The following is a 24320-nucleotide window of genomic DNA, read 5'->3' as shown; positions in this document are numbered from 1 at the left end:
TTCGGTCAGCGCATCAAGAACGTTCGAAAGGTTCAGCATTGAGGTTTCTCCGCGAGAGGATTGTTGGGGAATGTTTCAGATTGCGATGCGACGGCGCACCCCGCCCCGAAGCGACCCACTTCGAATCGCATCGCAAAGAAACACTAGCCGTGGACCTCTCGCCCCAGAACGGTCCTTGAGGCTGGTCTTCGCGGTACATAGAATACAGATACTGTTACTCCACATCGCAGCGCGCTCTCGAAGGCGAGCCATCCATTAACGAACGGGTGGAGCCGCATGCCAAAGACATATCCATCCGTGCATGCGCTCGAGGACGATGCGGTGGCCAGCGGCGGACATCCGCTTCCAGGCCTGGTTCTCGCGCGGTGGGAATGATGGAGGAGTGAGTCCGCGAATACCCGGATGGGCCACGAGCAGCGGGTCGCGCACCTGGCCCGTGACGTCGAGTCGCGTGGTGGAGCCCGGGCAGCGCGTGCGCATGACGTGGCGGTCAGCCGGCTGGGAGAAGCCGGCGACGCCGCGGCTCACGCTGGTGCCGCAGGTGAGGGGCGCCGCGCTCCACGTCCATGGCGATGCGCGAGCACGGGTCAAGGAATCTCGGGAGCCTCGCCAGGAATTGACGCACTGCCCGTGCGTCCATGGCACGGTGCGCCACGGATGTTTCATGAATATTTTCAGCAATTCTTCAAGTGATTGCCTTTGGCGCATGGGCTGGCCACGCTGCGCCGCATGAAACGCAAGGGGCTGATGCGGATTGGCGTGGTGGGTGGTGGAGCCATGGGGTGCGGCATCGCGCTCGAGCTCGCCATCGCTGGCAGGCAGGTGGTGCTCTTCAACACGCGCGCGGACAGCAGTGAGCGGGCGCGCGTGAAGCTGGAGCGTGACGCCGCGCTCCTGGTGGAGGCGGGGCTGCTCTCCTCGGAGCGGGTGCCCGCCGTGCTCGGGCGCATCCGGCGCACGACGGCGCTCGCCGAGGCCGTCGTGGAGCAGGACCTGGTCATCGAGTCCGTTCCCGAGGACCTCGCCCTCAAGCAGGAGGTCTTCCGAGAGCTGGACCGGCTCGCGTCGCCGGACACGTTGCTCGCCTCCAACACCACGGCGCTGAGCGTGACGGCCATTGCCCGGGACTGCGCGCGGCCGGAGCGCGTCCTCTCCGCGCACTACTACCTGCCCGCGCACCTCGTACCGCTGGTGGACGTCATCCCCGGCGAGAAGACGTCTCCCGAGGCCGTGGAGCAGGTGCGGCGCTTCCTGGAGGAGCTCGGAAAGTCGCCGGTGGTGTTCACGAAGGACGTGCCGGGCTCGGTGGGGCCGCGCCTGCAGCAGGCGCTCATCGGCGAGGCCATCCGGCTGGTGCAGGAGGGCGTGGCCACGCCGGAGATGGTCGACCGCGTGCTCTCGGAGGGAATCGGGCGGCGCCTGGGCGCCTCGGGCATCTTCGACCGGCTGGACCTCGCGGGGCTGGACCTCGTCACTTCCGTCCTCCGCAACTCCGGGCGTCCGGTGCCGCCCGTGCTCGCGCAGAAGGTGGAGCGGGGCGAGCTGGGGCTGAAGACGGGCCAGGGCTTCTACACCTGGACACCCGCCGCCACCGCCGCCTTCGAGGAGCGCGTCGCCCGCCACCTCATCACCCAGCTTCGCGAGGACCGCGCCGCGGGCCGCCCGCGCCTCCCCTCTCCGGAGTCGGAGTCATGAGCACCGACGTCGTGCTGTTGGACCCGGCGGTGCTGTCGGACTTCCTCGTTGACGCCATCCGTGAGTACACGGGGTGCACGCCGGAGCTGCCTCCTCGGAGCTGGGCCATCTTGCTGGGGCGCTTCCTCGACGACGCGATGCACGTGGAGCGCGTCCGCTTCGCCGCCAACATCCGCGAGACGGATGACTCAGTGCTCCAGGAGTTCGACACCGCCATCATTCCCCGCTTCGGCGCCTGTTACGCCAACGGGCGGCGCGGCTTCTGGTGCGAACCCCGGGAGCTGCTGCGCATCACCACCGAGGCCGAGGCGCAGGGGCTGGAGGTGCTCGGCTCCATCCACCTCCACCCGGACTGGCACCGCATTGGCCCGCCCCACGAGCGCGGCCTGCGGGTGAGCCAGGAGCCCACGCCCATGGACAGGCATCTCTTCCGGGGGAGCGGCTGGCCGCTCAACATGATTCTCTATTTGGAGCAGCGGGAGGGGCGGCTCTACCACTCGCTCGGAGCCTGGGCTCCGCCCGCCGAGGCGGAGCCCGAGGCAGGCTGCCGGGCCCTGACCATCCGCTTGAAGACGCTCGATTGGATGGATGGCGGCGTGGCTGGTGCCTCAGGCGCCTCGGAGGGATAGCGCCACTTGCTTCCCCGCTCGCCTAGACAGAGGAGGGGACACAGGGCTCTGCATCAGGAGGAGTGGGCTGGTGCAGAGGGGGCGCTGAGCTGTGCGCCACGCCGGTGTGTATTCATGGGAGAGGAGGTGGAGGATGCACGAGCGAGGTGAGGTCCCCCTGTTCCGGCTCGAGGCGGCGGACGGCCGCTCGCGGGGCACGCTGGATGCCTGGCAGCGGCGCGACATGCTGGTGGCCCTGCTGCACCCCGGCTGCGACGTATGCCAGGCGCTGAACCGGGCACTCCAGGAGCGAGCCCCGGGCCTGCGCGGGGAGGAGGCCGAGGTGGTCGCGGTGGCGCCCCGGGGACGTCATGGTGAACCCGTGCCACCTGGAGCCCTGGTGGACGTGGAGGGCCGCGTGTCCCGCGCGCTGGCGGAGGTGTTCGGCGGCGAGGGGAGGCTGGGTATCGCCAGTCGCTTCGCGGGGCTGTATGGGGCAGTGGACATCCACTCCGGCTCCACGCAGCACGTGCTCGACGAGGCGCTGGAGTGGCTGGACCTGGCACAACGCCAGTGCGGCGAGTGTCAGGCTCCGCTGGCCTGGGACTGACCACCCCGAGCCTCCAAGACGAGGAGCCCGATGGAACGCAGCCACCGTGGTTACACCCTGAGACGCGCCAGGACCGAGGAGCTGGCGGCCCTGCCGGAGGTCGAGCACCTCGCGGCGCAGCAGTTCCGCCAATCCCCACATCCCTACGCGGTCGACCTGCCGGTGCAATCCCTGGAGCAACTGCACGAGTACCAGCGGCACGGTGGCGTGTGGGTCGCGGTCTCGCGGGAGGGAGCCATCGCGGGCTTCGTTATCTGCAAGGAGGTGGACGGCGCGCTCTTCATCGCGGAGGCGGACGTGCACCCGGCCCATGCGCGGCAGGGATTGGGCGCGGCACTCTTCGGGCTCCTGGGGGAGTGGGCCCGAGGACAGCGCTACCCGGCGCTGCTGCTCACCACCTTCCGGGACGTGCCGTGGAATGCGCCCTACTACCAGCGCCTGGGCTTCCGCATCCTCGGGGGCGAGGAACTGGGACCCGGGCTGCGCGACATTCGCGAGAACGAGACACGGTTCGGCCTTCATCCCGAGAGCCGCGTCTGCATGAGGCTCGAACTGGAGTCGCGCCCCATTGTGCCGCGACGCCCATGACTCCCGCGTTCGCTGGATGTCGCCGCGCGCGTGCCAGTCCTGGCCCGTTTCTCCCCGATTCTTCCCCACGACCACGCCTTGAGGTGGCCTGGCTGCCGCGCATGGCAATGCCTCTCCGGCACCTGCCTGCCTCTCAGGGGTTGCCCGTACGTTCGGAGCCCCGACGCGGCCCCTGCATGGCTTTGACGCATCCAGACACGATGCTTGGGTCTTGAATGGCCAAAGACAGAGGCTATTGACGTCGTGTCAATAGTGGCTCAGCATGCCGGGTCATGAGGCGCTCCACCATGAACCTCCTCTCGAACTTCCGCCTCGCCGCCTGGGATGACGGCTTCGCCTATGTCCGGCGCGGCCTGCGTCCCCAGGTGGGCTCCACCTGCTTTCCGCCGCGCACCCCCGGCGGGGAAGTGGACGCACGCAGCGAAGGAGGAGGAACCCATGAGCGCAGTGAGGAAGGCATTCGCCTCGAGCAGGACCGTGGTCCGGTTCACTCGAGTGCTGCTCGCGACGGGAGCACTGGCGATACCCTGTGCCGCCGCCGCCGCCAGCGACCTCCTCGGCAGCAGCCGAGGCGGCTCCGCACAGTGGAACTATTGTTATGGCAAGCCGGACAGCGCCGTCTTGCCCGTGGACCCACGGACCCTGGTGCAGCCCGGCATCAGCAACGGCAGGGCAGTGCACTTCAATGCCTTCTGGAAGAACTGTCACGTCGACCCGGAGGCGGTGCAAGAGCAAGGTCCCGCGCAGACCTGCGGTGAGCTGCGTCAGCGCTTCACCCAGGGCGAGGCGCTGCTGACGAACGGTCATCCCGGCGTGGGCGCGCTGTTCACCGGCACCGACCCGACGTCGCTGGAGTCGGCGTTCGGCGTCTCCACCTTCACCTCGGCGCAGTACAACGAGCTGTGGCGCATCTGGGGCTTTCTCTTCCGCCCGGACAACTTCGATGAGCTGGTGTCCCAGCGCTATGGGTCGGGGTTGAGCACCGAGCGCAACCCCTATCCGCTGCCGGGGCAGAACCCGAACCGCACCAACGGCGGGAGCGGGCAGCTTCCGCAGATGCTCACGCAGCTGCGCAACCCGGACGGAACCTGGAGCGGGCGCATCGGCGTCACCTGTCACGCCTGCCACAGCGGCGCGGTGGGCACTCCCTCCGACGGCCCGGGGCTCGGGGTGGTGATGGGAGGCGGAAGCAGCCTGGCGGACCTGGACCTGTTCCTGAGCGACCTGCTGCCTCTGGGCTATCCGGCCTCACTGGCCACGTTCCTGAACCTCAACCGCACCCGTGGCACCAACAACGCCAGCGACATCAACCTCGCGTTCCTGTTCCCGGACGAGGAGCCGCTGACGCCCTTCGAGGTGATTGGCCTCATCAACTCCGGCTCGACGGCGGGCATGGATACGCCCGCGTGGTGGAACATGGGCCACCGGCCCGTGAAGTTCGTCGACGGGGTGTTCCCCATGGATGCGCCCCGGGTGGACATGGTGTTCTACACGCCGTTCTTCGGTCTGTTCGGCGGAGTCGGTGGACCGGTGAGCGAGGCGGGCCAGGACTGGATGCGCGAGAATGGTCCGCCGCTCAATACCTGGGTCGAGTCGCTCAAGTCTCCGCCCTATCCGCTGACCATCAACCAGACGTTGGCCGAGCAGGGGGCGGTGTTGTTCCACACGCTCGACATGTGGGCGCCCGGGCGCAACAACCCCGTGCAGAGGCCGCAGGGCAACGGGTCCTGCGCGAGCTGCCACGGGGCCTACGCGCCTCGCTACGTCAATGACCCCGCGTTCCTGGCGACGCCAGCGCTGGAGGGCATGGCGAGCTACATCGCTCCGCTGAGCATCATCGGCACCGACCCGGTGCGGGTGAATACCAACAACTGGGCCGTGCAGTCGGCTGGCGCCAAGAACTTCTTCGGCTATCCGACGACGGCGGGCACCGCGCAGGACTGCGGCCCACAGAACCAGCCCCACATCCGTGGCAACCGCGAGCTCGGCTACCTCGCGCCGCCGCTGTACGGGGTCTGGGCCACCGCGCCGTACCTCCATAACGGCTCGGTCCCCAATGTCTGGGAGGTGCTCAAGCCCGCGGACCGGAAGCCCATCTGGCGCCGCGTCTCCGCGCCACCGCGCTGGGACCAGCCGCTCTTCATCATGGGCTTCGACACCAACCTGCAGCGCGCGTATGACGCCGGCAAGCTCGGCTGGAAGTACGACAGCATCGCGTGCCAGTGGCGGACGCCCTTGAACCCGGCGGTGTCGCCGTACATCAACTGCGACCCCGGTGACGAGTTCCGCACGCCCCTGGCGCAGCAGATGCTGAACGTGCTCTTCGGCAACCTGGTGGCGACCTGGAACATCCTCTACCCGCCGACGCGCACGCGGCAGCAGATGGAGGACCGGAAGATCTACAACACGCACGCGTTCGGCCAGGACAACGGCGGACACGAGTTCAACGCCGTGCTCACGGACCTGGAGCGCGTGGCGTTGATTGAATACCTCAAGACGCTGTGAGACCCGGGGGCTTCGCCACGGCTCCGTGGCGAAGCCCACCTGGGAGCCGCGGCTAGTCGCAGACCGTGTCGTTCTTCGGCCTGTTACACAACTTGCCGGTCGCGGGCGCGTAGACGCCCGCGGTGCAGTGCCGCGCCGACGCCAGCCCGCACCCGAGCGAGGACCACACCACGCACTTCCCCGTCTGGTAGCCGCTCGCGTCCACCTCGCACCGGTAGTACCAACCCGCCGGATCCGTCACCGCCTGCTGCTCCGTCTCCACCACCGGCTCCTGCGCCGCCTCGTCCTCCGCCACCACCCCGCCACAGCCCACCAGCCACGCCGCCATCGCCACCGCGCCCACCAGCCTCGACATCCTCTTCATCGCGTCCCCTCACATCGGTGCTACGGGTTGAACCTTCCACCCTAGCAATTTCACACCACGTACGTTTGCCTGCGACCGGGCGACCGGGCGGAGCCGCTATCGACAGCGAGTCCCCGGCGCCGTGGAGAGGCGTGTGTCGGCACCGCGTTGATGCCGCCCGCCGTCAGGGCACGAAGCCCATCGTCGGGAGGGCGGTGGCGTTGTAGACGAGGACGTGTCCCTTCTCCTCGAAGTAGGTGGTGTTCTCGCTGAGCGGCACCCGCGTCGGTCCGCTCGCGACGCCGATGAGCCTCCCCAGGGGAGCGAAAGGCTTCATGCAGCGCCAGGGCGCCGGGAGCAGCGAGGGGTGGTGCCGAGTGCAGGACCCCGTGGAGTCGTACATGGACTCGCACAGCGCGGGAGGATGATTCCAGCCGCAGCCACAGACGAGGTTCGCGTTGCTGATGGGCGAGTAGGTGTGGGCGGGGGCATGGCCCACGTTGCACGTGGCCTGGAGCGAGTAGGAGTAGGGACCTCCGTGAGCCAGGCATGGGGCGAGGGCCCCACAGACACACGCGAACACGGGCTGAGCCATGTTCGGGGCCCCACCGCAGGTGCCGCACACGACACCCGCTGGCCCCGCCCAGTGGGCCGTGTTGCAGCCCTTGTTCGCACACCTGGCCACGGGCCTGGGGACTCGAGGCGCGGTTGGATGGGCGCAGGGGCCACTGCTTCCGCAGGTCACGCACACCGGCTGGGCCTGGAAGTTCGGGTGGGCGCACTTGTGGAGCGTGGTCACCGCGTTCGTGCACCGTGAGCACGGGCCCGGCCCTGTCCGGACCGTCGCGCACGTCCCGCACCAGTGCATCTCGGTGTACCGCTGACAGTAGCCCGCGATGGTGGAGTGGTTGTCGGGGTGGTCGTCGCAGTAGAGCTGCCCGTCGTTGATGCGCGCCGTCGATTGCCGCCGCTGGCCATCGACATTGAAGACGGGGCCATTGGGATTGGGAGCGCACACCACGCCGCCGCCAATGGAGCTGCCCCAGGAGGGGATGAGGTGGACCTGGGCCTTCGGGTCTCCGCTCACGGCGCGGTTCGTGTAGAAGTCGTCGAGCTTGCTCTTGTTGTGGTCGAGGCACACCTCGAGGCCGAAGGTGACGTCGTCGATGGTCACCACCGAGCCCCCGCCGAGGCCAGAGGTGGTGACCTCCGAGCCGAGGTTGGGTCGGGCGCCCAGGGTGTCCCGAGAGCCGCTCGTGGGCAGGACGAGGCGGCCCGTGTCGTTGTGGATGTGGATGAGCCGGCCGCTTCCATCCACGGCGTTGAAGGCCGCGTTCCCGAAGTGGGGCCCGAGGAAGTCGATCCAGGAGACGTTCTCCTTGTCGACGACCGCGCTCTTCAGCCCCCGCTCGCCGACGTGGGCGGCGGGCCAGCCCTTCTGCAGCAGGGCCACGTTGAACACCTCGGTGGCCTTCGGCTCGAGGAGCTCGGCCTTGCCCGGGGCGAAGGCCCCGTTGTTCGCCAGGGTGAGCGTGTACTTCCCCGGCGACAGCGGCGTGCAGGACTCGATGTCGTCCTGGGCGAGCGCCGAGTCCTTGATGCTCCAGCGCGCCGTCGGCGCGACGCCATTCACGATTCCGGCGCAGACCGGGGAGACGACGACCAGCCGCGTCTTGGGCGGCGTCGTGTCGATTGATTCAATCCACGCCCGGGGCTGGAGGAGCACCGCCGGGGCCGTGTTCAGCGCGGGCTTGCCCCGGAGCGTGAGCTTGTACTGGTCGGGCCCGTCATCCACGACGGCCTGGATGGCCGCGGTGACGAGCGCCTGCGAGACCTCCCACGTCGTGTCGGGTCGGGTCGCCGCGCCGGTGACGGTGAGCACGGTGTCGGCGCCGGAGTCATCGGCGGCGGAGATGGTCACCGCGTGCTGCAAGGGCTCGCTGTGGGACAGCCGGGGGCCCGTGCCCGTCTCTCCGTGCGGCAGGTAGCCGATGGCGGTGCCCATGACGAAGAGCCAGTCGGCGTAGTCGATCTTGTCCGTCTCCTCCCGCATCGTGTGCACGAGGGAGGAGACCTTCTCGACCGGGTAGCCGCCCTTCTGCCCGCGGAAATAGAACTCGGGCGCCATGAAGACCTTGAGGACGTCCTCCGACGTGTCGACGCCCGGCGCGGCGAGCCGGATGGCCTCCTTCATCGCGTCGCAGCGTGCGGCGATGTCCGTGTCATCGTTGGCGTCGCCGAGATAGGCGCCCGCATGGGTGCCCGGCTTGACGTTGAACGCGACGAACTGCACCTGTTGGTAGCGGAAGGCCCGCACCAGCGTGGGCATCACCGCGATGGCGAGCCCGTTCTCCTCGTCCTCCCCGCTGTGCGCCTGGAGCTGCACGCGGTACGGCATCTTGGCGCGGTCGATGTCGGACCGGCTCCACTTCTTCAGCGAGTCGTTCAGCAGGTCGTATTTCTTCTGATTCCGGAGTACGTCCTGGGTGAGTGGCGCGAAGAAGACGGGCTGGTCGTCCTTGTCCCAGACGGTGAGCTGCCCGCGGACGAGCTTGTCGTTGTCGCCATCGAGCGTCCACGTGACGACGAGGGACGTGTCATCGAGCGGGGAGCCGGACTCGTGCTTCCAGCGCGGGCTCCACGGCTCGAGCAGGAGCCGCGCCTTGTTGTCCTTGTCGTCCTTGTAGTAGCGGACGAGCACGTTGTACGGGGCGGGGCCGTGGCCGACGTGGACGTCGGACATGCCCACCTTCTTCAGGACGCCCTTGGTCGCCTCGCTCTCTCCCTTCCAGGCCGGGGCCTTCTGCGCCACGGAGGGCGGGCGCTTGTCCGCCACCTCCAGGCACTTCTGCCGCTGGAAGAGGTGTGTGGTCCCCGGCTCATCCCGGGTGTCGCAGGGCACCTCGACCCACTCCTTGGGCTGCGTCGACACGGCCGGGTCGGAGAGGCGCAGGTCGTAGTACCGCGTCGCGTGGACCTCGAAGTCGACCTTGCTCGCGCGAGCCGACACGCCCTCGAGCTGGTACTCGACGTCACAGGTGTCCGTGCCGGGCTTGAACCAGCGGGTGAGCCGGGTGATGGAGACCGCGCAGGGCGGGAGCCGGCGCTTGACCTTGAGGGTGTGGGTCTTCTCCAGCTCCAGCGCGGGCTCGGGCTTCCACGGCACGGGCTTGTAGATGACCTTCGTCGTGCCCAGGTCCGGGTCTATCTCGGACAGGAGGGGATTGGCCGTGTCGACCTTGGAGCAGCCCACCAGCTCGACGAGCGCGCGGTTGATCTCCGCCGGTACCCTGGTGCCCCAGTTGTAGAGGGCGACCTCGTCGAGCTTCCCGTTCAGCCCGTTCTCATCGAGGACCGCGCCGAGCGTCTTCTTGCCGAGCGCGAGCGCGTGCTTGGGAGCTCGCGTGTCGAAGACAAACTTCATGACCGCTCCACCTCACGCCGTGGTGATTTCCACCAGCTCGTACACCTCGGGCTCACCGTCGTCCGGGAGCTCGAGCGAGACCACCTCGCACGGCGTCCCGGGGCCCTGGACCAGGGCGATGTCCTCGATCTTCCTGGGCTCGCCCGCGGTGTCGAAGGCCTTGGGGTTGCCGTCCTCCGGCCACTCGAGGGTGAGCCGGGCCTGGTCGAGCCGCTGGGGGCCGGCGCCCGGCACGTCGTGCACCACATCGAACGTGAGCCACGAGAGCCGCTCCGCGTAGAAGGAGAAGCACTTCGTGCCGCGCGGCAGGTTGATGTCGAGGGGCCCGTTCAACGGCTGCTTCGCCTCGTCGAAGAGCCGGTACCTGGCGTTGCCGTCGAAGGTGAGCGTGACGGCGTACGGGTTGGGGTCGAGCGGCGCGCCCGTCCACCGGACGCGCCCGTCGCCGCCGGTGGGGTGCTCGAAGAGGTTCTCGCCGAACTTGACGCTCACTCCGGGCACGCCGGAGTCATCGTGCTTGAAGCGCAGCAGGACCTCCGGCCGCGCCAGCACCGGCACGGGAATGACACACACCGGGCACGACTGCGAGGGGACCCGGATGGTCTCCTCCGCGGGCTTCCCGAGGATGCCCTCCGGGTCCGGCAGGTCGACGGCGGTGACGTGGTACTCCCCCGGGTCGCAGGGCAGGAAGCGGGCCATTCCATCCGGACCGGTGCTCTCCTTCCGGTCGACGGCGATGTCGGTGCGGCGGTAGCGGGGCGGCTTCTTCTTCCCGACGTGCTCCTCCCTGTACGTCCGCCCCGTCCCCGAGATGGCGCCATGCGCGCCCGAGATGCCCTCGCCGTCATCCTCCCGGTACACGATGACCAGCAGCCCCGTGTTCATGAAGGGGCAGGGCATGACCTGGCCCTTGAGGAAGGTCTTCGCGGCCCGCTGCGCCACCTTCTGGGCGGCCTGGAAGTTCACGGCGTCCTCCGGGCGGAGGCGGCTTCCAGTCGCGCGTAGACGACGTCCATCCGCGCGGAGGGCGGCAGCTCGGAGTCCCTCAGGAGGCGGCCAATCCAGCGCGTCTCGGCCGCGTCCTCGAAGCCGGGGCCCAGCTCATGGAGCAGGAAGACGTACCGGGAGACCTCGCCGCCGCCGGTGAGCCCGAGGCGGCCCGCGCGCTCGAGGCCATCCTCGATGAGCGCGCGCATGGGCTGGCGTTCGAGGACCCTCGCGTCACCCGGGAAGACCTCCGGAAGCGCCTGGAGCAGCTCCTCGATGAAGCGCTCCTGGACGGGTGCGTCCAGGGCCGCCATCTGCGAGTTTCGGATGACCAGCATCCTCGGATCAGAGCGGCCGGGTCTCGGGGTGTCAATCCCTTACGTCGCCCGCCAGCTCCCGCGCCACTGAGTTGCCGTGCAGGCCCGCGCGAGCGTGAACGCGGCGGACGAAACCGGCGCCAGTGCGCTGTGGATGGCCGCCGCATGTCCATGTCGCCTCCCATTTGCAGTTGCAGTTCGGTGGCATGAAATCCCGGGTGGAGGGTAGGGTTGACGGGAGTCCCCCCACCAGGAGTCCGCCCCATGAACCGGACCTTCGTCGCCCTCGCCCTCATCGCCTTCGTCGCAACGAGCTGCTCGGACTCGGATTCACCCGGGGACGACCCGGGAGCGCAGGCAGGTGACTCCGGCGTGGACGGCGGCACGGACTCCAGCGACTCGGGCGTGGACGGTGGCACGAGCGCCTGCGAGCCCTTCGGCCGCTACGGCCCGCCGGGCAACACCTTCACGCTCCCCGCGCCCGCCGCCAATGGAGAGCTCTACATCCCCGACGTGCAGGCTCGCTTCCCATCGGTGGATTGGAGCACGCTCGACCGGCTCTATGTCGCGGCCGGCAACTACACGCTCATCAACCTGGGCAACCTGCCGCAGCGGAGCGCGTCCCGGCCGCTGGTCATCACCAACTCGGGCGGACAGGTCGTCATCCGGCCGAAGCCGGGCAGCACGCAGGGCTACCTCTGGGCCGTGAATGGCGGCTCCAACTGGGTCATCACCGGACGGTATGACCCGGAGTCCGGCACCGGCCACGCGGACTTCCCGGGCCACCGCTGCGGCGAGTACGCCGCATCTCGTGGACGCTACGGTTTCCTGAGCGACGACATCTTCCTCAACGGTGGCCACATGGGCATCGGTATCGGAGGGGCGCGCTCATTCGAGCTGGAGTACCTCGAAATCACCCGCTCCGGCTTCGCGGGCGTGCGCATCAACCAGTCGGCCAGCGGGGGCACCGTGCCTCCGCTCGACAACATCCGGTTGCATGACCTCTACATCCACGACACCGCCAGCGAGGGCATCTACTTCGGCTCCACGCAGGGCGCGCCCACGCCGCTCGGCTCGGGCCTGAAGGTCTACAACACCCGCATCGTTCGCAGCGGCACGGAGGCGTTGCAGGTGCAGAACCTCGGCGAGGGCGCGGAGGTCCACCACAACGTCTTCGCCTTCGGCGCCCTCGACTGGCGCGCCGCCTTCCAGCAGTACCAGGACAACAACTCCCAGGCGCAGGTGCGCGGCGGCCACATCCGCATCCACCACAACGTCTTCCTGGGCGGGGCCGCCGCCTTCCTCAACTTCTTCGTGGGCCCGGAGACAGGGGACGCGCCGCTGAACGTGGAGCTCACGGACAACTACTTCGCGGACACGCTCAACCTCGGCGTCTACATGGGCGGCACGTCCGGCTCGGGCGCGAAGTACCTGTGGGAACGCAACGCGTTCCGCGGGCTCGACTTCGGATACACCGCCGTCTACCCGTCCGCGACGGACCCCGGCGTCGTCATCCAGAAGGCCTCGGCCATCGCCTCGCCCATCACGCTCAAGGACAACACCTGGGAGGGCGGGCGCCGGCTCTTCCCAGGGCTCACCGGAGGCAGTGGCACCGTGGGCGCGGTGACGGCGAGCGGCAACGTGAATGGCTCCGTCCCGGTCCTGCGCTTCGTCGCCTCGGGCCTGCCGGCGGGTGCCACCACCCGGCAGCTCGAGATGTGGACGGACCGCGCCACCCTGGCCCCCAACGCGCCGGAGGTCACCTATCCGGCGGGCGCGCTGGTGATGCACGACGGCCAGCTCTACCGGGCCCGCACGGCGAACACGAACATGCCTCCGCCCACCAACGCCGCCGCGTGGGAACCGCTGCCCGCGCCGACGGATGACCTGCGCACGGCCCCCGGGAGCGAGTGGGCCGAGCGCGGCGTGGGGCTGCTGGACGTCGCGCGCTGAGGCCCTGCGCAAGCCTCGTCCAGGTCCAGGCAGGGGAAGCGCGGCTCAGTGACTCGGCGGCGCTGCGTCCTGTGCCACGTCCCGGGGGCCCTCCCATGGAGGGCCTTCCACGGGCAGCTCGACGATGAACGTCGCCCCGGCGCCCTGCTGGCTCTCCACGCGGATGCGCCCACCATGGCTGGCGGCGATGCTCTGGGCGATGTAGAGCCCCAGCCCCAGGCCGCCGTAGTGGCGCACCGACACCGCGCGCTCGAACCGGTCGAAGATGCGCGCCTGGTCCTCCTCCGCGATGCCCACCCCGTGGTCCCTGACGCGCAACCACGCGGTGCCCTGCCGCTGGCCCACCGCCACCTCGATGGGCCTGCCCGCCCCGTACTTGATGGCATTGCCCAGGAGGTTGCTCATCACCTGGTCCAACCTCGCCGGGTCCCACCTGCCCACCACCGGCTGCTCCACCTCCAGCGTGATGACGGTGTGGGTGGTCCGACACTCCTCGGAGAGCCGCTGAATCGCCTCCTGGAGGAGGGCCACGAGGTCCACCTCCTCCAGGTCCAACTGGAGCTTGCCGCTGGTGATGCGGGAGACATCCAGCAGGTTGTAGATGAGCGTCTCCAGCCGCCGGAGCTGCTTGCCGATGAGCCCCAGGTCCCGCTGGAGCAGCCCCGTCCCCTGGTCCGACAACGTCCCTCGCGCGGCGGCCCGCGTGAGGGATTGGACCTCAAGCTTGAGCGGAGTGAGCGGCGTGCGCAGCTCGTGTGAGGCGATGGAGAGGAACTCCTCCCGCACCCGGATGGCCTCCTGTGCCTCCCGCTGCCGGCGCTCCACCTCCACCAGCATGGTGTTGAAGGTGTCGGCCAGGAAGCCAATCTCGTCGTCGCTCACCTTCCGGGCGCGGACGGAGTAGTCACCCTTCTCGGCGACGACTCGCGCCACCTCCGCCAGCGCGAGGATGCGCCGGGTGATGAGGCGCTGCAGCAGGAACGCCAGTCCCAGCGCGAGCCCGGCCACCCCCACCGCCACCACCAGTATCCCGAGGAGATAGGCATTGATGCGGGCCCGGAGCGGGACAGCCGACGTCTGCAGGCGGAGGCTGCCGTAGCGCACCCCCTCGTGGACGACGGGTTGGACGACGTTGAGGTGCTTGGCCTCCAACTGCACCCACCGCCCCTGGACGGGGAGGGCGGGCAGCGGGGCTCCCCCGGGCGCCCCCGGACGCTGGTACGACGCGAAGAGGCGGCCCCGCGCGTCCTGAATCTCCGCGAACTCCAGCTCCGGGAGCGAGGACAGCCGCGCGAGTGTCTGCCGCGCCGCCACCTCGTCCTGGAAGGCGAGCGCCGCGGCGCTGTACTCACTGGCGACGGCCGCCGCCAGCGACGTGGTGGAGATGAGGTCCTCGCGGAAGGCACGGATGTCCCTCGCCGCGACGATGCCGAGCCCCGTTCCCATCGGGCCGAGCAGTCCGATGAAAAGCAGCACCGTCAGCTTGCTCCGCAGCGAGAGTGCCTCCCAGTACCTCATGGGGGCGCCTCCCCACCCACGAGGTGTCCCAGTTGCAGTAGCTGGGAGCTGAAGCGCAGCCCGCTGCGCTTCGCCTGGGCCATGTTGATGTCGAAGGTCAGCCGGGTTCCCTCCCGCTTCAGGTTGATGTGCGCTCCGCGCGCGGCCAGGCCTTCGGTGTCTCCAACGGTGAGGATGGCCTTGCCCGCGGTGCGCTGCAGGACCTGCTCCAGTGAGCCCGCGGCCTCGGGAGGAATCCAGACCATCGCGCAGCCACCCACCTCGCTCGGCCCGCCCAGCGTCCGGACCTGGATGGCGCGGCCCTTGATGCGGCGGGTCCGGGCCATCCGCGAGAGATAGGGCTCCAGCGGAGTCTGTCCCAGGAGGCAGACTGCGAAGGGCGACTCCGGACTCTGGAACTCACTCTCCGGCCAGTCGATGAATCGGGTGAAGCGCTCCAGGAACTCGGCCTTCAGCTCCGCCTCGGGGGGAGCGGGAGCCTGCGCCCGTGCCACGTCCGAAAGGAGGACGAGGAGCGCGAAGACCCACGTGGAGTAGAGGAGAATGGACTGAGACCTCATCGACGTTCTCCGGTCCGGTCCCCCACGGCGGCCCCCGAGCACGTCGTGGTGCGCATCCTCATGGAGGATGCAAAGCCTCACCAGGGATGGACCGCCGGGGGTGTCCATGGCCAACGGGCGCGCGCTTCCTCCCGCTCCACATTGGCGGCTTTCCACCGTTGCCCGGCCCGCGCGGCCGCCCGCGTCCTCGCGGTGGCTCCACCCCGTACGGAACGACAGCTTGACTGCATGCGGAGCAGCCCCATCTTCCGCGCGCAGCCGGGGTGCATCCCGCGAGACGGATGCATGGAGCGCACCATGATGACAGCGGCCAGGTCCGTGCTCTGTTCCGGCGTGGCCCTCCTTGCCCTCCAGGGCAGCCCTTCCGCCGCCCGCGAACAGGGCGTCTCCGGTCCGGAGCAGGAGGAGGCCCCCGCGTCTTCCGCCGAGCCGTCCGAGGAGAAGGAGTCTCTCTCCGAGCTCCCCCTCGAGGAGCTCATGCAGGTGGAAATCGTCACGCCCACCAAGCAGCCGCAGACGCTCGAGCAGGCGCCCGCCATCGTCTCGGTCATCACGCGAGAGGAAATCGTGACGTGGGGCTACCGGAGCGTCGCCGAGGCGCTCGAGCACGTCCCCGGCTTCTACGCGATACGTGACTTCGTCACCCCCAACCTCGGGGTGCGCGGGCTGAGCGCGGGCCAACGCGCCTACAACCGCATCATCAAGGTCCTGGTCAATGGCCAGCCCACCACCTTCCGTGCGGATGGCACCAACTTCCTCGGACTCGAGTTCATCCCCATGCAGACCATCGAGCGCATCGAGGTCGTCCGCGGGCCGGCCTCCGCGCTCTATGGGGCGAACGCCTATCTGGCCGTGGTGAACGTCATCACCCGCCGGGCTTCCGAAGGCCACATCGGTGAGCTCACGATTCGGACGGCCGCCGGCCCGCCGCTCGGCGTGGGGGGCGAGGTCCTCCTCGAGCATGCCCGGTCGTCATGGAGCGTGCTGGGCACCGCGGGCTACGGCTACGTCGACCGCTCGGGTTACGAGCTCCCGGTGGAGTCGCCGAACTACGACACGTTCTCCACCCACACGAGTGAAGGGGACATCTCGCGGCCCGTGTCGGCCTTCGCCGCCATCGATGTCGCTCCCTTCAAGAAGGTGTCGCTCCACGCCCAGGCCCTCTACAGCCGTCTGGACGCGTTCGCCGAGTTCCTCGACTTCGGAACGCTGAGCCATGACAACCGGCTCGTCGAGAACAACTTCAGCAGCCGGGCGAAGCTCGACGTCGGGCCCACCGACTGGCTGGAGGCCAGCGCCGCCGTGGGCTTCTCCGCGGGCGGCCCGTCGAGCCACGAGCGCCTGAATGTCGGCTCGACGGCGACGCGGCCCCGCCGCGACTTCGGCTACCACGCCGTCGACTTCGTGCTCGAGTCGAGCGCGCGGACGCGGGGGTACTCCCTGCTCGTGGGCATCGACCTCACCCGGGATTTGGAGAAGCCGCTCACCGTCTTCACCGTGAACAACGCCGACGGCTCGGAGACCGCGCCCCTCGGCGTCCAGGAGGAGGTGCTGTTCCAGAACCTCGGAGTGTACGGGCAGGGCACCGCCCATCCCTTCGAGTCGCACCCTGGCTTCGGCCTGACGGGGAACGTGCGGTATGACCGGCACAACATCTACGGCGGCGTCGTGAACTACCACTTCGCCCTCGCGAACGAGTTCACGCCGAAGCTGACCATGAAACTGAGGGTCGGCACGTCGTTCCTGGCGCCGAACCCGCTGTACCTCTATGCCCAGCCGCTCTACGCGGGGGACGTCGTCGGCAACCCCGGGCTCCTCCCCGAGACGGCCATGACGAGCGAGGCCCAGGTCCTCATGACGCCGTACTCCTGGCTCTTCTTGTCTGTGAATGCGTACCTGACGGATGCGAGCGACACCATCGCGCTGATTCCCCAGGGCGCGCAGACCGTGCTGCCGGTGAACGTCGGCACGTCGAGGACCCTGGGGCTCGAGACGGAGGCCCGGTGGTCCCACGGAGGACACCGCGTCGTCGCGACGGTCCAGGCGCAGAACACGGAGGAGGAGAGGGTGGACCCGTTCCTGGGAACGCTCTCCGCGCCGGCCGCCGCGTACCCGCGCTTCCTCGCCGAGCTGGCGTGGACCTGGCGCAGCGGGCTCCTGGGAACGGTGGGGCTGCGCGGCCGGTATGTGGGGGCGCGCCGGGCGTCGAGGGGAAACGTCCTGCTCGCCAACGAGCCCTACCTCTTCGACCCCTACGCGCTCTTCAGCGCCATCTGGATGTACGAGTGGAAGCACGCGCGCCTCCAGCTCCAGGTCAACAACCTGCTGGACACCCGGTTCGCCGAGCCCGGCTACAACGGCGTCGATCTGCCCGGCTACGGGCGCGACGCCACGCTGACTTTCACATGGACACCGTGAGCCAATTCTTCCGCAACATGCTCCTCGCGTTCGTCCTCGTGGGAGGCGGCGCCTGTGAGCCACTCGACGCACGGGAGTACACGCCCGCCGCGGACTCCATCACCCTGGCCGTCATCGAGACACGCATTCCTCGCCGCACGGGGTTCGCGGCGCGGCTGGCCGCCCAGGAAATCAACCTCGCGGGGGGCGTGCTCGGAAGGAAGCTCGAGGTCATCGTGGCGCAGGACCGGCTGTGTGACGCGAACCACGCACCAGGGGTCGTCCGCCAGCTCCTGGAGCGAGGTGTCGTGGCCATCGCCTCCGCCACCTGTAGCGCGGCGACCCGGGCGAACCTCGACGTCGTCGCGCCCGATGCGGCGAACGTGGTCATCGTCTCGCCCACCTCTTCGTCGTCCACCCTCACCGGGCTCCCCAACTTCTATCGCACGATTGCCAACGACAACCTCCAGGGGCCGCTCCTGGCCGATGAGGTCCGCCGCCAGGGCGTGGACGTCGCCTCCATCGTCCATGTCGACGACATCTATGGCACCGGCCTCGCCGATGGCTTCGAGCAGCGCTTCCTCGCGCTCGGTGGCCGCATCCTGACCCGGGTGGCGCATCCCACGGACAAGACGACTGGGTTCTCGGAGGAGATCCAGCGCCTCTATGCCGCCGGAAAGCCCCAGGCCATCGTCATCATGGGGTTCTCGGTGGGCGCCGCCGGCCTGTCGCGAGAGCTCGCGGCGTCCGCCGACATCCAGGGCGTGCGCTTCTTCGCCTCGGAGGCGGTGTTCGGCCCGGGATTCCTCACGAGCGCGGACGCCACCGTCGCGCAGGGAATGCAGGGGCTGGTTCCCACGGCGGCCCTGGACGACCCGAACCGGTTGCGGTTCGTGGACGCCTACGAGGCCGCCACCGGAGAGGGCTTCGACATCGAGGACTCGGGCCGGCTCCAGCGGACGTACGACGCCATCTACCTCCTGGCGCTCGCCATGGAGAGGGGAGGCGGGGTGACCACCCCGGTGATTCGCGACAACCTCATCGCTGTCTCGGGCACGAAGAACGCGGTGGGGACTCCCGTCAACGTCGGCGAGTTCGCCAAGGCGCTGGAGTTGCTGCGCGCGGGGCAGGAGGTCAACTACGAGGGCGCGTCCGGGCCGGTGGACCTGGATGAGAACGGCGAGCCCTTCCGCGGTACCTATCTCCTCTGGCGTATCGACGGTGGCCGGTTCGTGTTCGACAGGGCCCTGCGGTTTCCGTGAAGTCGGATGGCGTCTACAACCTGAAAAACAACTGCAACCGGAGTTTTGTGGCGCGATGGAGACGAGGCCCGCGTTGTTCGCGTCCGTTGACGGCCTCCCCGCGACAGAAGCGTTGAATACATTACACTCCGTCCCGTATACGCGGCTGCCTCGAGCCATCCGCCGAGGCCTTGGAGGTTGCGACACGTGATGGGTATGCGCTGGATGTTGAGCTGGGCTCTTCCACTGGTGGCCCTGGGCTTCTCCGCGGCGGCTTCCACCCCCGCGGAGACTCCGAAGGCCCCGCCGGCTTCGAGCACGCAGGCGGCTCCGAGCCAGAAGGCTCCGGCCGCGAGCACTCCGGAGGCGCAGCAGCCCGTGGTCCTCGCTTACGAGCCGAAGGACTGTGACCCGGAGAAGGAGCTGAAGTGCACGTGCGTGGGGAGCGTGGGCTCGGCGGAGGCGGCGCTGAAGGAGATTGGCCTGGACGCGCAGACCCTCCGCACGAGCGGCGCGCCTTGCATCCAGGGTGACTTCGACCGCGACGGCAATCCGGACTACGCGTTCCCGGGTGCCAGCTTCGGGGCATGCAACGGGTCGGCTCCCGTGCGCGTCATCTTCACGAAGAAGGGCCTCGTACGAGAGGTCCAGTCGCTCCCCCGTCAGATGAGCTGCTTCCAGCTCTACCGCCCGCACAAGAAGCCCGGCCGCGACGGCGTGCCGGCCACGAAGCGGGACTCGCTGGTCGACTGGGGCGAGGGCAACGCCACCTGGCTCTACCGCTACGACGGCAAGCGCTGGCTGGCCACGCAATGCCGCTCCGAGGATGCCTGACGCGTTCCCTCCGCGCTTCACCACGAGCCATTCAATGACGACACATCCGAAGATTCAAAGGTGCGCGGAGACGCGCGACTCGTCGCTCTATCTCACCAGTGAGGGCCTGACCTCCTTCCCCGAGGAAGTCCTGGCGCTGGGCGACCACCTCAAGTCGCTCAACATCTCGAAGAACCCCATCAAGAGCCTGCCGGCGGGAATCGCCGCGCTGAAGAACCTGGAGGAGCTGTACCTGGTGGGCTGCTCGCTCTCGAGCCTTCCCGCCGAGCTCTTCACGCTGAAGAAGCTCAAGAAGGTCTTCCTGTCGGGCAACCAGCTCGAGTCCCTGCCGGACCGCATCGGCGAGCTCTCCCAGCTCAAGGAGCTCCACCTCAACGAAAACCCGCTCACGTCGTTGCCCGAGGGCTTCGGCTCGCTCAAGAAGCTCAAGAAGCTCCTGCTCAAGGAGCTCCAGCTGAAGTCGTTGCCCGGGTGGTTCTCGAAGCTGGGCGCGCTCACGGAGCTGGACCTGTGGAAGGCGGGGCTCGAGGGCTTCCCCGCGGTGCTCCTGTCGATGCCCAAGCTCGAGTCCCTGAACCTCTCGGACAACGCGCTGCGAGTGCTCCCCGAAGACTTCTCGGGCCTGGAGTCCCTGGAGGAGCTCGACCTCTCCAGCACGGGAGTGCTCGAGGTGCCCGCCAGCATCGCCGCGCTGCCGAAGCTGCGCAGCCTGAACGTTTCTCGCAACGGCCTGCGGCGGCTGCCGCCCGAGCTGGCGACAGCGAAGGCGCTCGCGTCCATCAACGTCTATGGGAACCCCATCGAGAACCTCGATGCCGGGCTCATCAAGAGCAGCAAGTGGGATGACATCCAGAAGGCGCTCCAGGCGCAGCTTCCGGGTGGCGCCGCGCCCGCACCGGAGCGCACGCCCGCGCAGCGCTACGCCGAGTTCCTGAAGAAGGCGGACTACGAGGCGCTCACGGGCTCTCGCGTGAGCGGGTTTGACTTCCGGCTCTCCTTCGACGCCCCGGACGTGCTGGCGGATGGCATCGCCGAGAACAACGAGCACTTCGAGGACGAGCTGCCCGAGGAGTACTCGGTGCTGGCGCTGCCCCATTTCACGCAGGAGGAGGCCGAGGCCGCCAACCCGTCCTCGCTCGATGAGTTCTTCGTCGTGGACACGTCGAAGCCCGACCACCCCGTGCTGCTGTGGACGCACGACGGTGGCTTCACGCGCTTTTCCAAGAGCTTCCCGGCCTTCCTGGACGGCTTGAAGAAGGGCTGAGCAGTTGGCGCAGTACCGCTCCGGGGCGGGGGCCATGTCTGGTTCCAGGACGAGGTCCACGCGACGCTCGTCCGGGCCGGACGCGCGGCCAGCGAGGTGACGGCTACCTGCGCGTGGCCGCCCGCCAGAGCTCGTAGAGCTCCACCGTTCCCCCGGATTGGACCGGCATGTGAACGGGCTTCAGGGTCTGCTGCGCGGGCGGCTTCGCCAGCTCGGCGTAGACGGCGGCGGTCGACAGTCCGTAGGGCTCACCGTCCTCAAGAGAAGGCGAGATCCCCCTGGATGTAGCGGTGAACCCATAGCCCGTGAGTCGGAGCGAGTCCGTGCTTACACCCGTGTCACACTTCCCCGTGTCGCATCCTGGGTGAACAGCACGAGGGGGGCCCAAATGAAGCCGTTGCGTGAGTGGACGTGTGGTGAGCAGCGCTCCTGGTTCGAGCCGCCGGACATCCTCTGGCAACAGTTCCGTGGCGTGACGACGCTCGAGGAGACGCGGTGGTCGGTGGAGGTCTACCGGCAGATGGCCGTCCGTGGCCCCTTCTATGCGGCCATCGACGTCACGGGCTCCGAGGTCCCCGCCGAGTCCCGGATGTTCCTCGTCGACCATGTCCGGACCGAGTGGCTGCGAGGCATCGTCTACATCGGCGCGGGGCTCATCCAGAAGGCCATGGGCAAGGGCCTCTTGTTGACGTACCTCTTCGACAGGAGGCCTCTCTACGAGGTCGCCTTCGCGAACAGCCCGGACGAGGCCCGCCTCTGGATTGAGAGTCACCGCGCGAAGCCGCGGCTGCGGGCGAGCTGAGTGCTCCGCCCCGAGCGCCGCACCCGCCGCTGGTGTTGCTCATCTCCTCACGTGAGGAGGTCGCTGGCGCTGAGCGTCGGGCTCACCTGCTCACGGAAGAGCACGTAGGAGGCACTTCCGGGAGGCAGGGAGACATCTCCCCGATACAGGGCCGCGAAGACAGGCGCGTCGTCATTCAGGGCCAGCGGCGTCGCTCGAGCCGCGCCGAGGTCGCGCTTGAGCCGCGCGTGGAACGCGGCGGCGTCTTCCCCGGGCCCGCGTACGAAAACGCGCGGCGTGGGGCCTCTCACGGTGACACGGCTGCCTCGCGCGGCCGCGTGCAGCAGGGCGAGGTCGTACATCGACGCGCGCACCCCGCTCGCGAAGTACTCAATCATCTCGGGGCAGATTCTCGCGACGTCCTCATTGGAGGACTCGAGCGTGTTGAACTCGAGCTCTCCCTTCGAATAGGTGTCGAGCCAGTGCAGGGTGTTGTCCTTCAGGTCGATGACCAGCGGCAGGAAGATGCCGTTGTCACCCTGGAGCGCGAACTTGAGCTGGACCGTCCTCGGGTCGAAGTGCTGCCCCTGGACGTCGTCGCGGAGCATCAGTCCGGCATAGGCGCGCTCGAGGCTGTTGAACGGCAGCCCCGCGTAGTTGTTGACGACCATCACCGCGTAGCGAAGCCCCTGCTCCAGGGCGAGCTCGCGGTTGATGTCGACGAACTCGGAGGCGCCCTCGGGGAAGGGAGCGTCCCGGAGGTCTCCGGAGCTGACGGCGATGGGGGCGCCGGACGGGGCCGCGAACCTCAGGTGTGAGAAGGAGCAGAGCCCCGCGTACGTCCAGTCCGCCTCGTAGAAGCCGACCGAGAGGTCGATGTCCGTGGGCACACCTCCGTGCTCGGGCCTGCACCAGTGGAGGAAGAGCCGGAACGTCTTCCCCTCCGGGACTTGGATTCGCGCGCCACGGGGCAGCGCCACCGCCGACGGGCTGGCCGTCCGCTCGTTGAACGGGACGGGAATGTGTTTCAGCTCCTCGTCGATGATGAAGTCCGCGAACGCGGGCTTGCTCGCGAAGCGGCGCAGGAGCTCGACCTCGATGGCCTTCACGGACGGAGCCACGTCATCCGGTGAGAGCATCGGACGCTCATCGGGGCCGGACACGCCCTTCGCCGTCCCGCCCTTCGGCCAGTACATACGGAGCCCGGCTCGATACACGCGCTTCGGGAGATGACTGAGCAGGGTGAGCAGGACGGGCGTCGAGAACTCGCCGCAGCAGCGGGTGAAGGCGTCGACCAGCTCGCGCCTCGCTCGCGCGTCGTTGCCCGCGAGCCGCAGGGCATGGTCATAGCGCCGCGCGAACTCTCCCGGACGCTGGAGGAGGAGCCGCTTCAGGCCCTCCATGTCGCGGCTCTGCGCCGCCGCCTCCAGCCGGGAGGAGTAGCCGGCGAACGCGGGCGCGGGCGTGCCGTCCGGGGCCTTCTTCCGCACCACGGCGAAGGCGCGGGCCACGTTGGGGAAGCGGTCCGCGTACTCGTGGGGGTGGAGGAACTCTCCGAGCCAGACCCAATAGGAGCGGTGCCGCAGCATGTCCTCGACCAGGCCCTCCGGGTGGAGGCCATCCATCAGCGAGAGGAGGGCCCGTCGCAGGGGCCGTTTCATGGGCGCGACCTTGAACCGGTGGACTCGCAGGGCGACGGTGGTTTCGGAGTGCCTGGAATGCGCGGCGGCGGCGTGGATGACCTCGGCCATCCGTCCCCAGAACCGGCCGGACTGTCCCCGGAGGTCCACGGACTGGAACTTGAGCTGTGGCAGGAGCGCCGGGTCCGCGCCGGACCAGGCCGCGATGAGGCGGAGCACGTCCGTTGCCGTGGAGAGGTGGCCTCGTGCGACGGGCAGCAGCTCCTGGGGGTCACACAGCTGGAACAGGGTGCCGAAAATCTCCGCGACGTTCTCCCGGACGGGGATTTCATCAGGCAGCCACGAAATCACCCGCGCACCCAGGTCTTGAATCAGCGTCTTGAAGTCCTCCTTGTCCGAAGGGGAGAGGGCCTGCTTTCGCGCGCAGAAGCCGATGAACAGCTCCCGGGCCTGGCTGTCGACATCCGTGCCGGCATCCAGCAGCTTGAAGGTGACGCGCTCCGCGGGGAGGGCGGCGCGGTCCCGGGGCTTGAAGAACGGGGACGGCGTATCGACGGGGCGCTCGCAGACGGGGCAGGCGCTGTAGTTCGTGCCATCGAAGCACTGGTCGCAGACCACGTGCAGGCATGGGCTCAGGACGTGCGTGGTGCCGGTGTTCCCGCAGAAGAGGCAGGGCTGGCCTTCCGCCTGGAGGAAGTGGCTGAGCACCTTGCGCATCCAGAGGTCATTCGTGTTGCGCGGGATGTCCTGGGGGAAGTCGCGAAACAGGGGCTGGTGCTGCCGGTCGCCACCCACGTGCTCGGCCAGCACGTTCCAGAGCCAGCCTTGCAGCCGCGTGAGCTCGGCGATGGGCAGACGCGCGAGGCGCGCCCGCAGCCGTGCGGACACGACATACCCCAGCTCCGCGAGATTGACGTCGATGGCCCGGAGGTAGCTCTCCGGGAGCGTGTCCCTGGACTGCTCCGGCACGAAGACGAGGCCGGAGCGTCGGAGGAGGACTGCCAACGTCGGCGAGGGCTGTTCGTTCATCGGGGAGTCCCCCAAAAAGCGAAGGC

The 24320-nt window shown here is 68.7% G+C and carries 18 protein-coding genes; 11 read left to right on the top strand and 7 right to left on the bottom strand.

The genetic code is table 11. The features are described 5' to 3' along the window. Positions 1-729 precede the first annotated feature (729 nt). The 5 genes from ACVTJA_RS37200 to roxB all read left to right on the top strand — a co-directional run bounded on the left by ACVTJA_RS37200 (position 730) and on the right by roxB (position 6006). Entirely contained in the window at positions 730-1695 is a 966-nt protein-coding gene (locus ACVTJA_RS37200; RefSeq protein WP_465827237.1) for a 3-hydroxyacyl-CoA dehydrogenase family protein, read from the top strand. Further along, entirely contained in the window at positions 1692-2324 is a 633-nt protein-coding gene (locus ACVTJA_RS37195) for an MPN domain-containing protein (RefSeq protein ID WP_465827233.1), read from the top strand. Before ACVTJA_RS37200 ends, ACVTJA_RS37195 begins: the two co-directional genes overlap by 4 nt. 133 nt (positions 2325-2457) lie before the next feature. Further along, positions 2458-2913, top strand: coding sequence for a thioredoxin domain-containing protein (locus ACVTJA_RS37190; protein ID WP_465827230.1), 456 nt, complete (start codon positions 2458-2460; stop codon positions 2911-2913). Between the two features lie 30 nt (positions 2914-2943). Further along, positions 2944-3501: a GNAT family N-acetyltransferase gene (locus ACVTJA_RS37185; RefSeq protein ID WP_465827229.1), complete on the top strand. Its 558-nt coding sequence runs from the start codon at positions 2944-2946 to the stop codon at positions 3499-3501. A 438-nt stretch (positions 3502-3939) separates the two neighbouring features. Beyond that, positions 3940-6006 (top strand): rubber dioxygenase RoxB, encoded by a 2067-nt coding sequence (roxB, locus tag ACVTJA_RS37180; protein WP_465827227.1) that lies wholly within the window; start codon positions 3940-3942, stop codon positions 6004-6006. Between the two features lie 52 nt (positions 6007-6058). On the opposite strand, the gene ACVTJA_RS37175 is transcribed toward roxB, so the two are convergent. From ACVTJA_RS37175 to ACVTJA_RS37160, 4 genes are all read right to left on the bottom strand, one after another. Further along, positions 6059-6370 carry a hypothetical protein gene (locus ACVTJA_RS37175; RefSeq protein WP_465827225.1) on the bottom strand — a complete coding sequence of 104 codons (312 nt, stop codon included), beginning with the start codon at positions 6368-6370 and terminating at the stop codon, positions 6059-6061. Between the two features lie 163 nt (positions 6371-6533). Further along, positions 6534-9773, bottom strand: coding sequence for a hypothetical protein (locus ACVTJA_RS37170; protein ID WP_465827223.1), 3240 nt, complete (start codon positions 9771-9773; stop codon positions 6534-6536). Between the two features lie 12 nt (positions 9774-9785). After that, positions 9786-10739 (bottom strand): hypothetical protein, encoded by a 954-nt coding sequence (locus ACVTJA_RS37165; RefSeq protein WP_465827221.1) that lies wholly within the window; start codon positions 10737-10739, stop codon positions 9786-9788. Beyond that, entirely contained in the window at positions 10736-11098 is a 363-nt protein-coding gene (locus ACVTJA_RS37160) for a hypothetical protein (RefSeq protein WP_465827219.1), read from the bottom strand. The genes ACVTJA_RS37165 and ACVTJA_RS37160 overlap by 4 nt, the downstream gene beginning before the upstream one ends. 243 nt (positions 11099-11341) lie before the next feature. Here ACVTJA_RS37160 and ACVTJA_RS37155 point away from each other — a divergent pair, with 243 nt between their 5' ends. Then, entirely contained in the window at positions 11342-13030 is a 1689-nt protein-coding gene (locus tag ACVTJA_RS37155; protein ID WP_465827216.1) for a carbohydrate-binding protein, read from the top strand. Positions 13031-13075: 45 nt separating this feature from the next. Here ACVTJA_RS37155 and ACVTJA_RS37150 read toward each other — a convergent pair whose 3' ends face one another. Next, positions 13076-14548, bottom strand: coding sequence for an ATP-binding protein (locus tag ACVTJA_RS37150; protein WP_465827213.1), 1473 nt, complete (start codon positions 14546-14548; stop codon positions 13076-13078). Next, positions 14545-15108: a YfiR family protein gene (locus ACVTJA_RS37145; RefSeq protein ID WP_465827210.1), complete on the bottom strand. Its 564-nt coding sequence runs from the start codon at positions 15106-15108 to the stop codon at positions 14545-14547. The genes ACVTJA_RS37150 and ACVTJA_RS37145 overlap by 4 nt, the downstream gene beginning before the upstream one ends. A 297-nt stretch (positions 15109-15405) precedes the next feature. Between ACVTJA_RS37145 and ACVTJA_RS37140 the strand changes: the two genes are divergently transcribed. From ACVTJA_RS37140 to ACVTJA_RS37120, 5 genes are all read left to right on the top strand, one after another. Beyond that, positions 15406-17526: a TonB-dependent receptor plug domain-containing protein gene (locus ACVTJA_RS37140; RefSeq protein WP_465827206.1), complete on the top strand. Its 2121-nt coding sequence runs from the start codon at positions 15406-15408 to the stop codon at positions 17524-17526. Continuing rightward, positions 17523-18767, top strand: coding sequence for an ABC transporter substrate-binding protein (locus ACVTJA_RS37135; protein ID WP_465827202.1), 1245 nt, complete (start codon positions 17523-17525; stop codon positions 18765-18767). The genes ACVTJA_RS37140 and ACVTJA_RS37135 overlap by 4 nt, the downstream gene beginning before the upstream one ends. A 189-nt stretch (positions 18768-18956) precedes the next feature. After that, a complete protein-coding gene (locus tag ACVTJA_RS37130; protein ID WP_465840616.1) occupies positions 18957-19580 on the top strand; it encodes a hypothetical protein in 624 nt (207 codons plus the stop codon). A 34-nt stretch (positions 19581-19614) separates the two neighbouring features. Beyond that, positions 19615-20844: a leucine-rich repeat domain-containing protein gene (locus ACVTJA_RS37125; RefSeq protein WP_465827198.1), complete on the top strand. Its 1230-nt coding sequence runs from the start codon at positions 19615-19617 to the stop codon at positions 20842-20844. Between the two features lie 388 nt (positions 20845-21232). Further along, complete coding sequence (locus tag ACVTJA_RS37120; RefSeq protein ID WP_465827195.1) at positions 21233-21646, top strand: hypothetical protein; 414 nt, start codon at positions 21233-21235, stop codon at positions 21644-21646. A gap of 47 nt (positions 21647-21693) precedes the next feature. On the opposite strand, the gene ACVTJA_RS37115 is transcribed toward ACVTJA_RS37120, so the two are convergent. Beyond that, positions 21694-24294, bottom strand: coding sequence for an MXAN_6230/SCO0854 family RING domain-containing protein (locus ACVTJA_RS37115; protein ID WP_465827192.1), 2601 nt, complete (start codon positions 24292-24294; stop codon positions 21694-21696). Positions 24295-24320: the final 26 nt, after the last annotated feature.

The organism is Pyxidicoccus sp. M6 (assembly GCF_055568925.1).
Note: the sequence above shows the minus strand (reverse complement) of the source record. Positions and strands in the feature narration are given on the sequence as shown.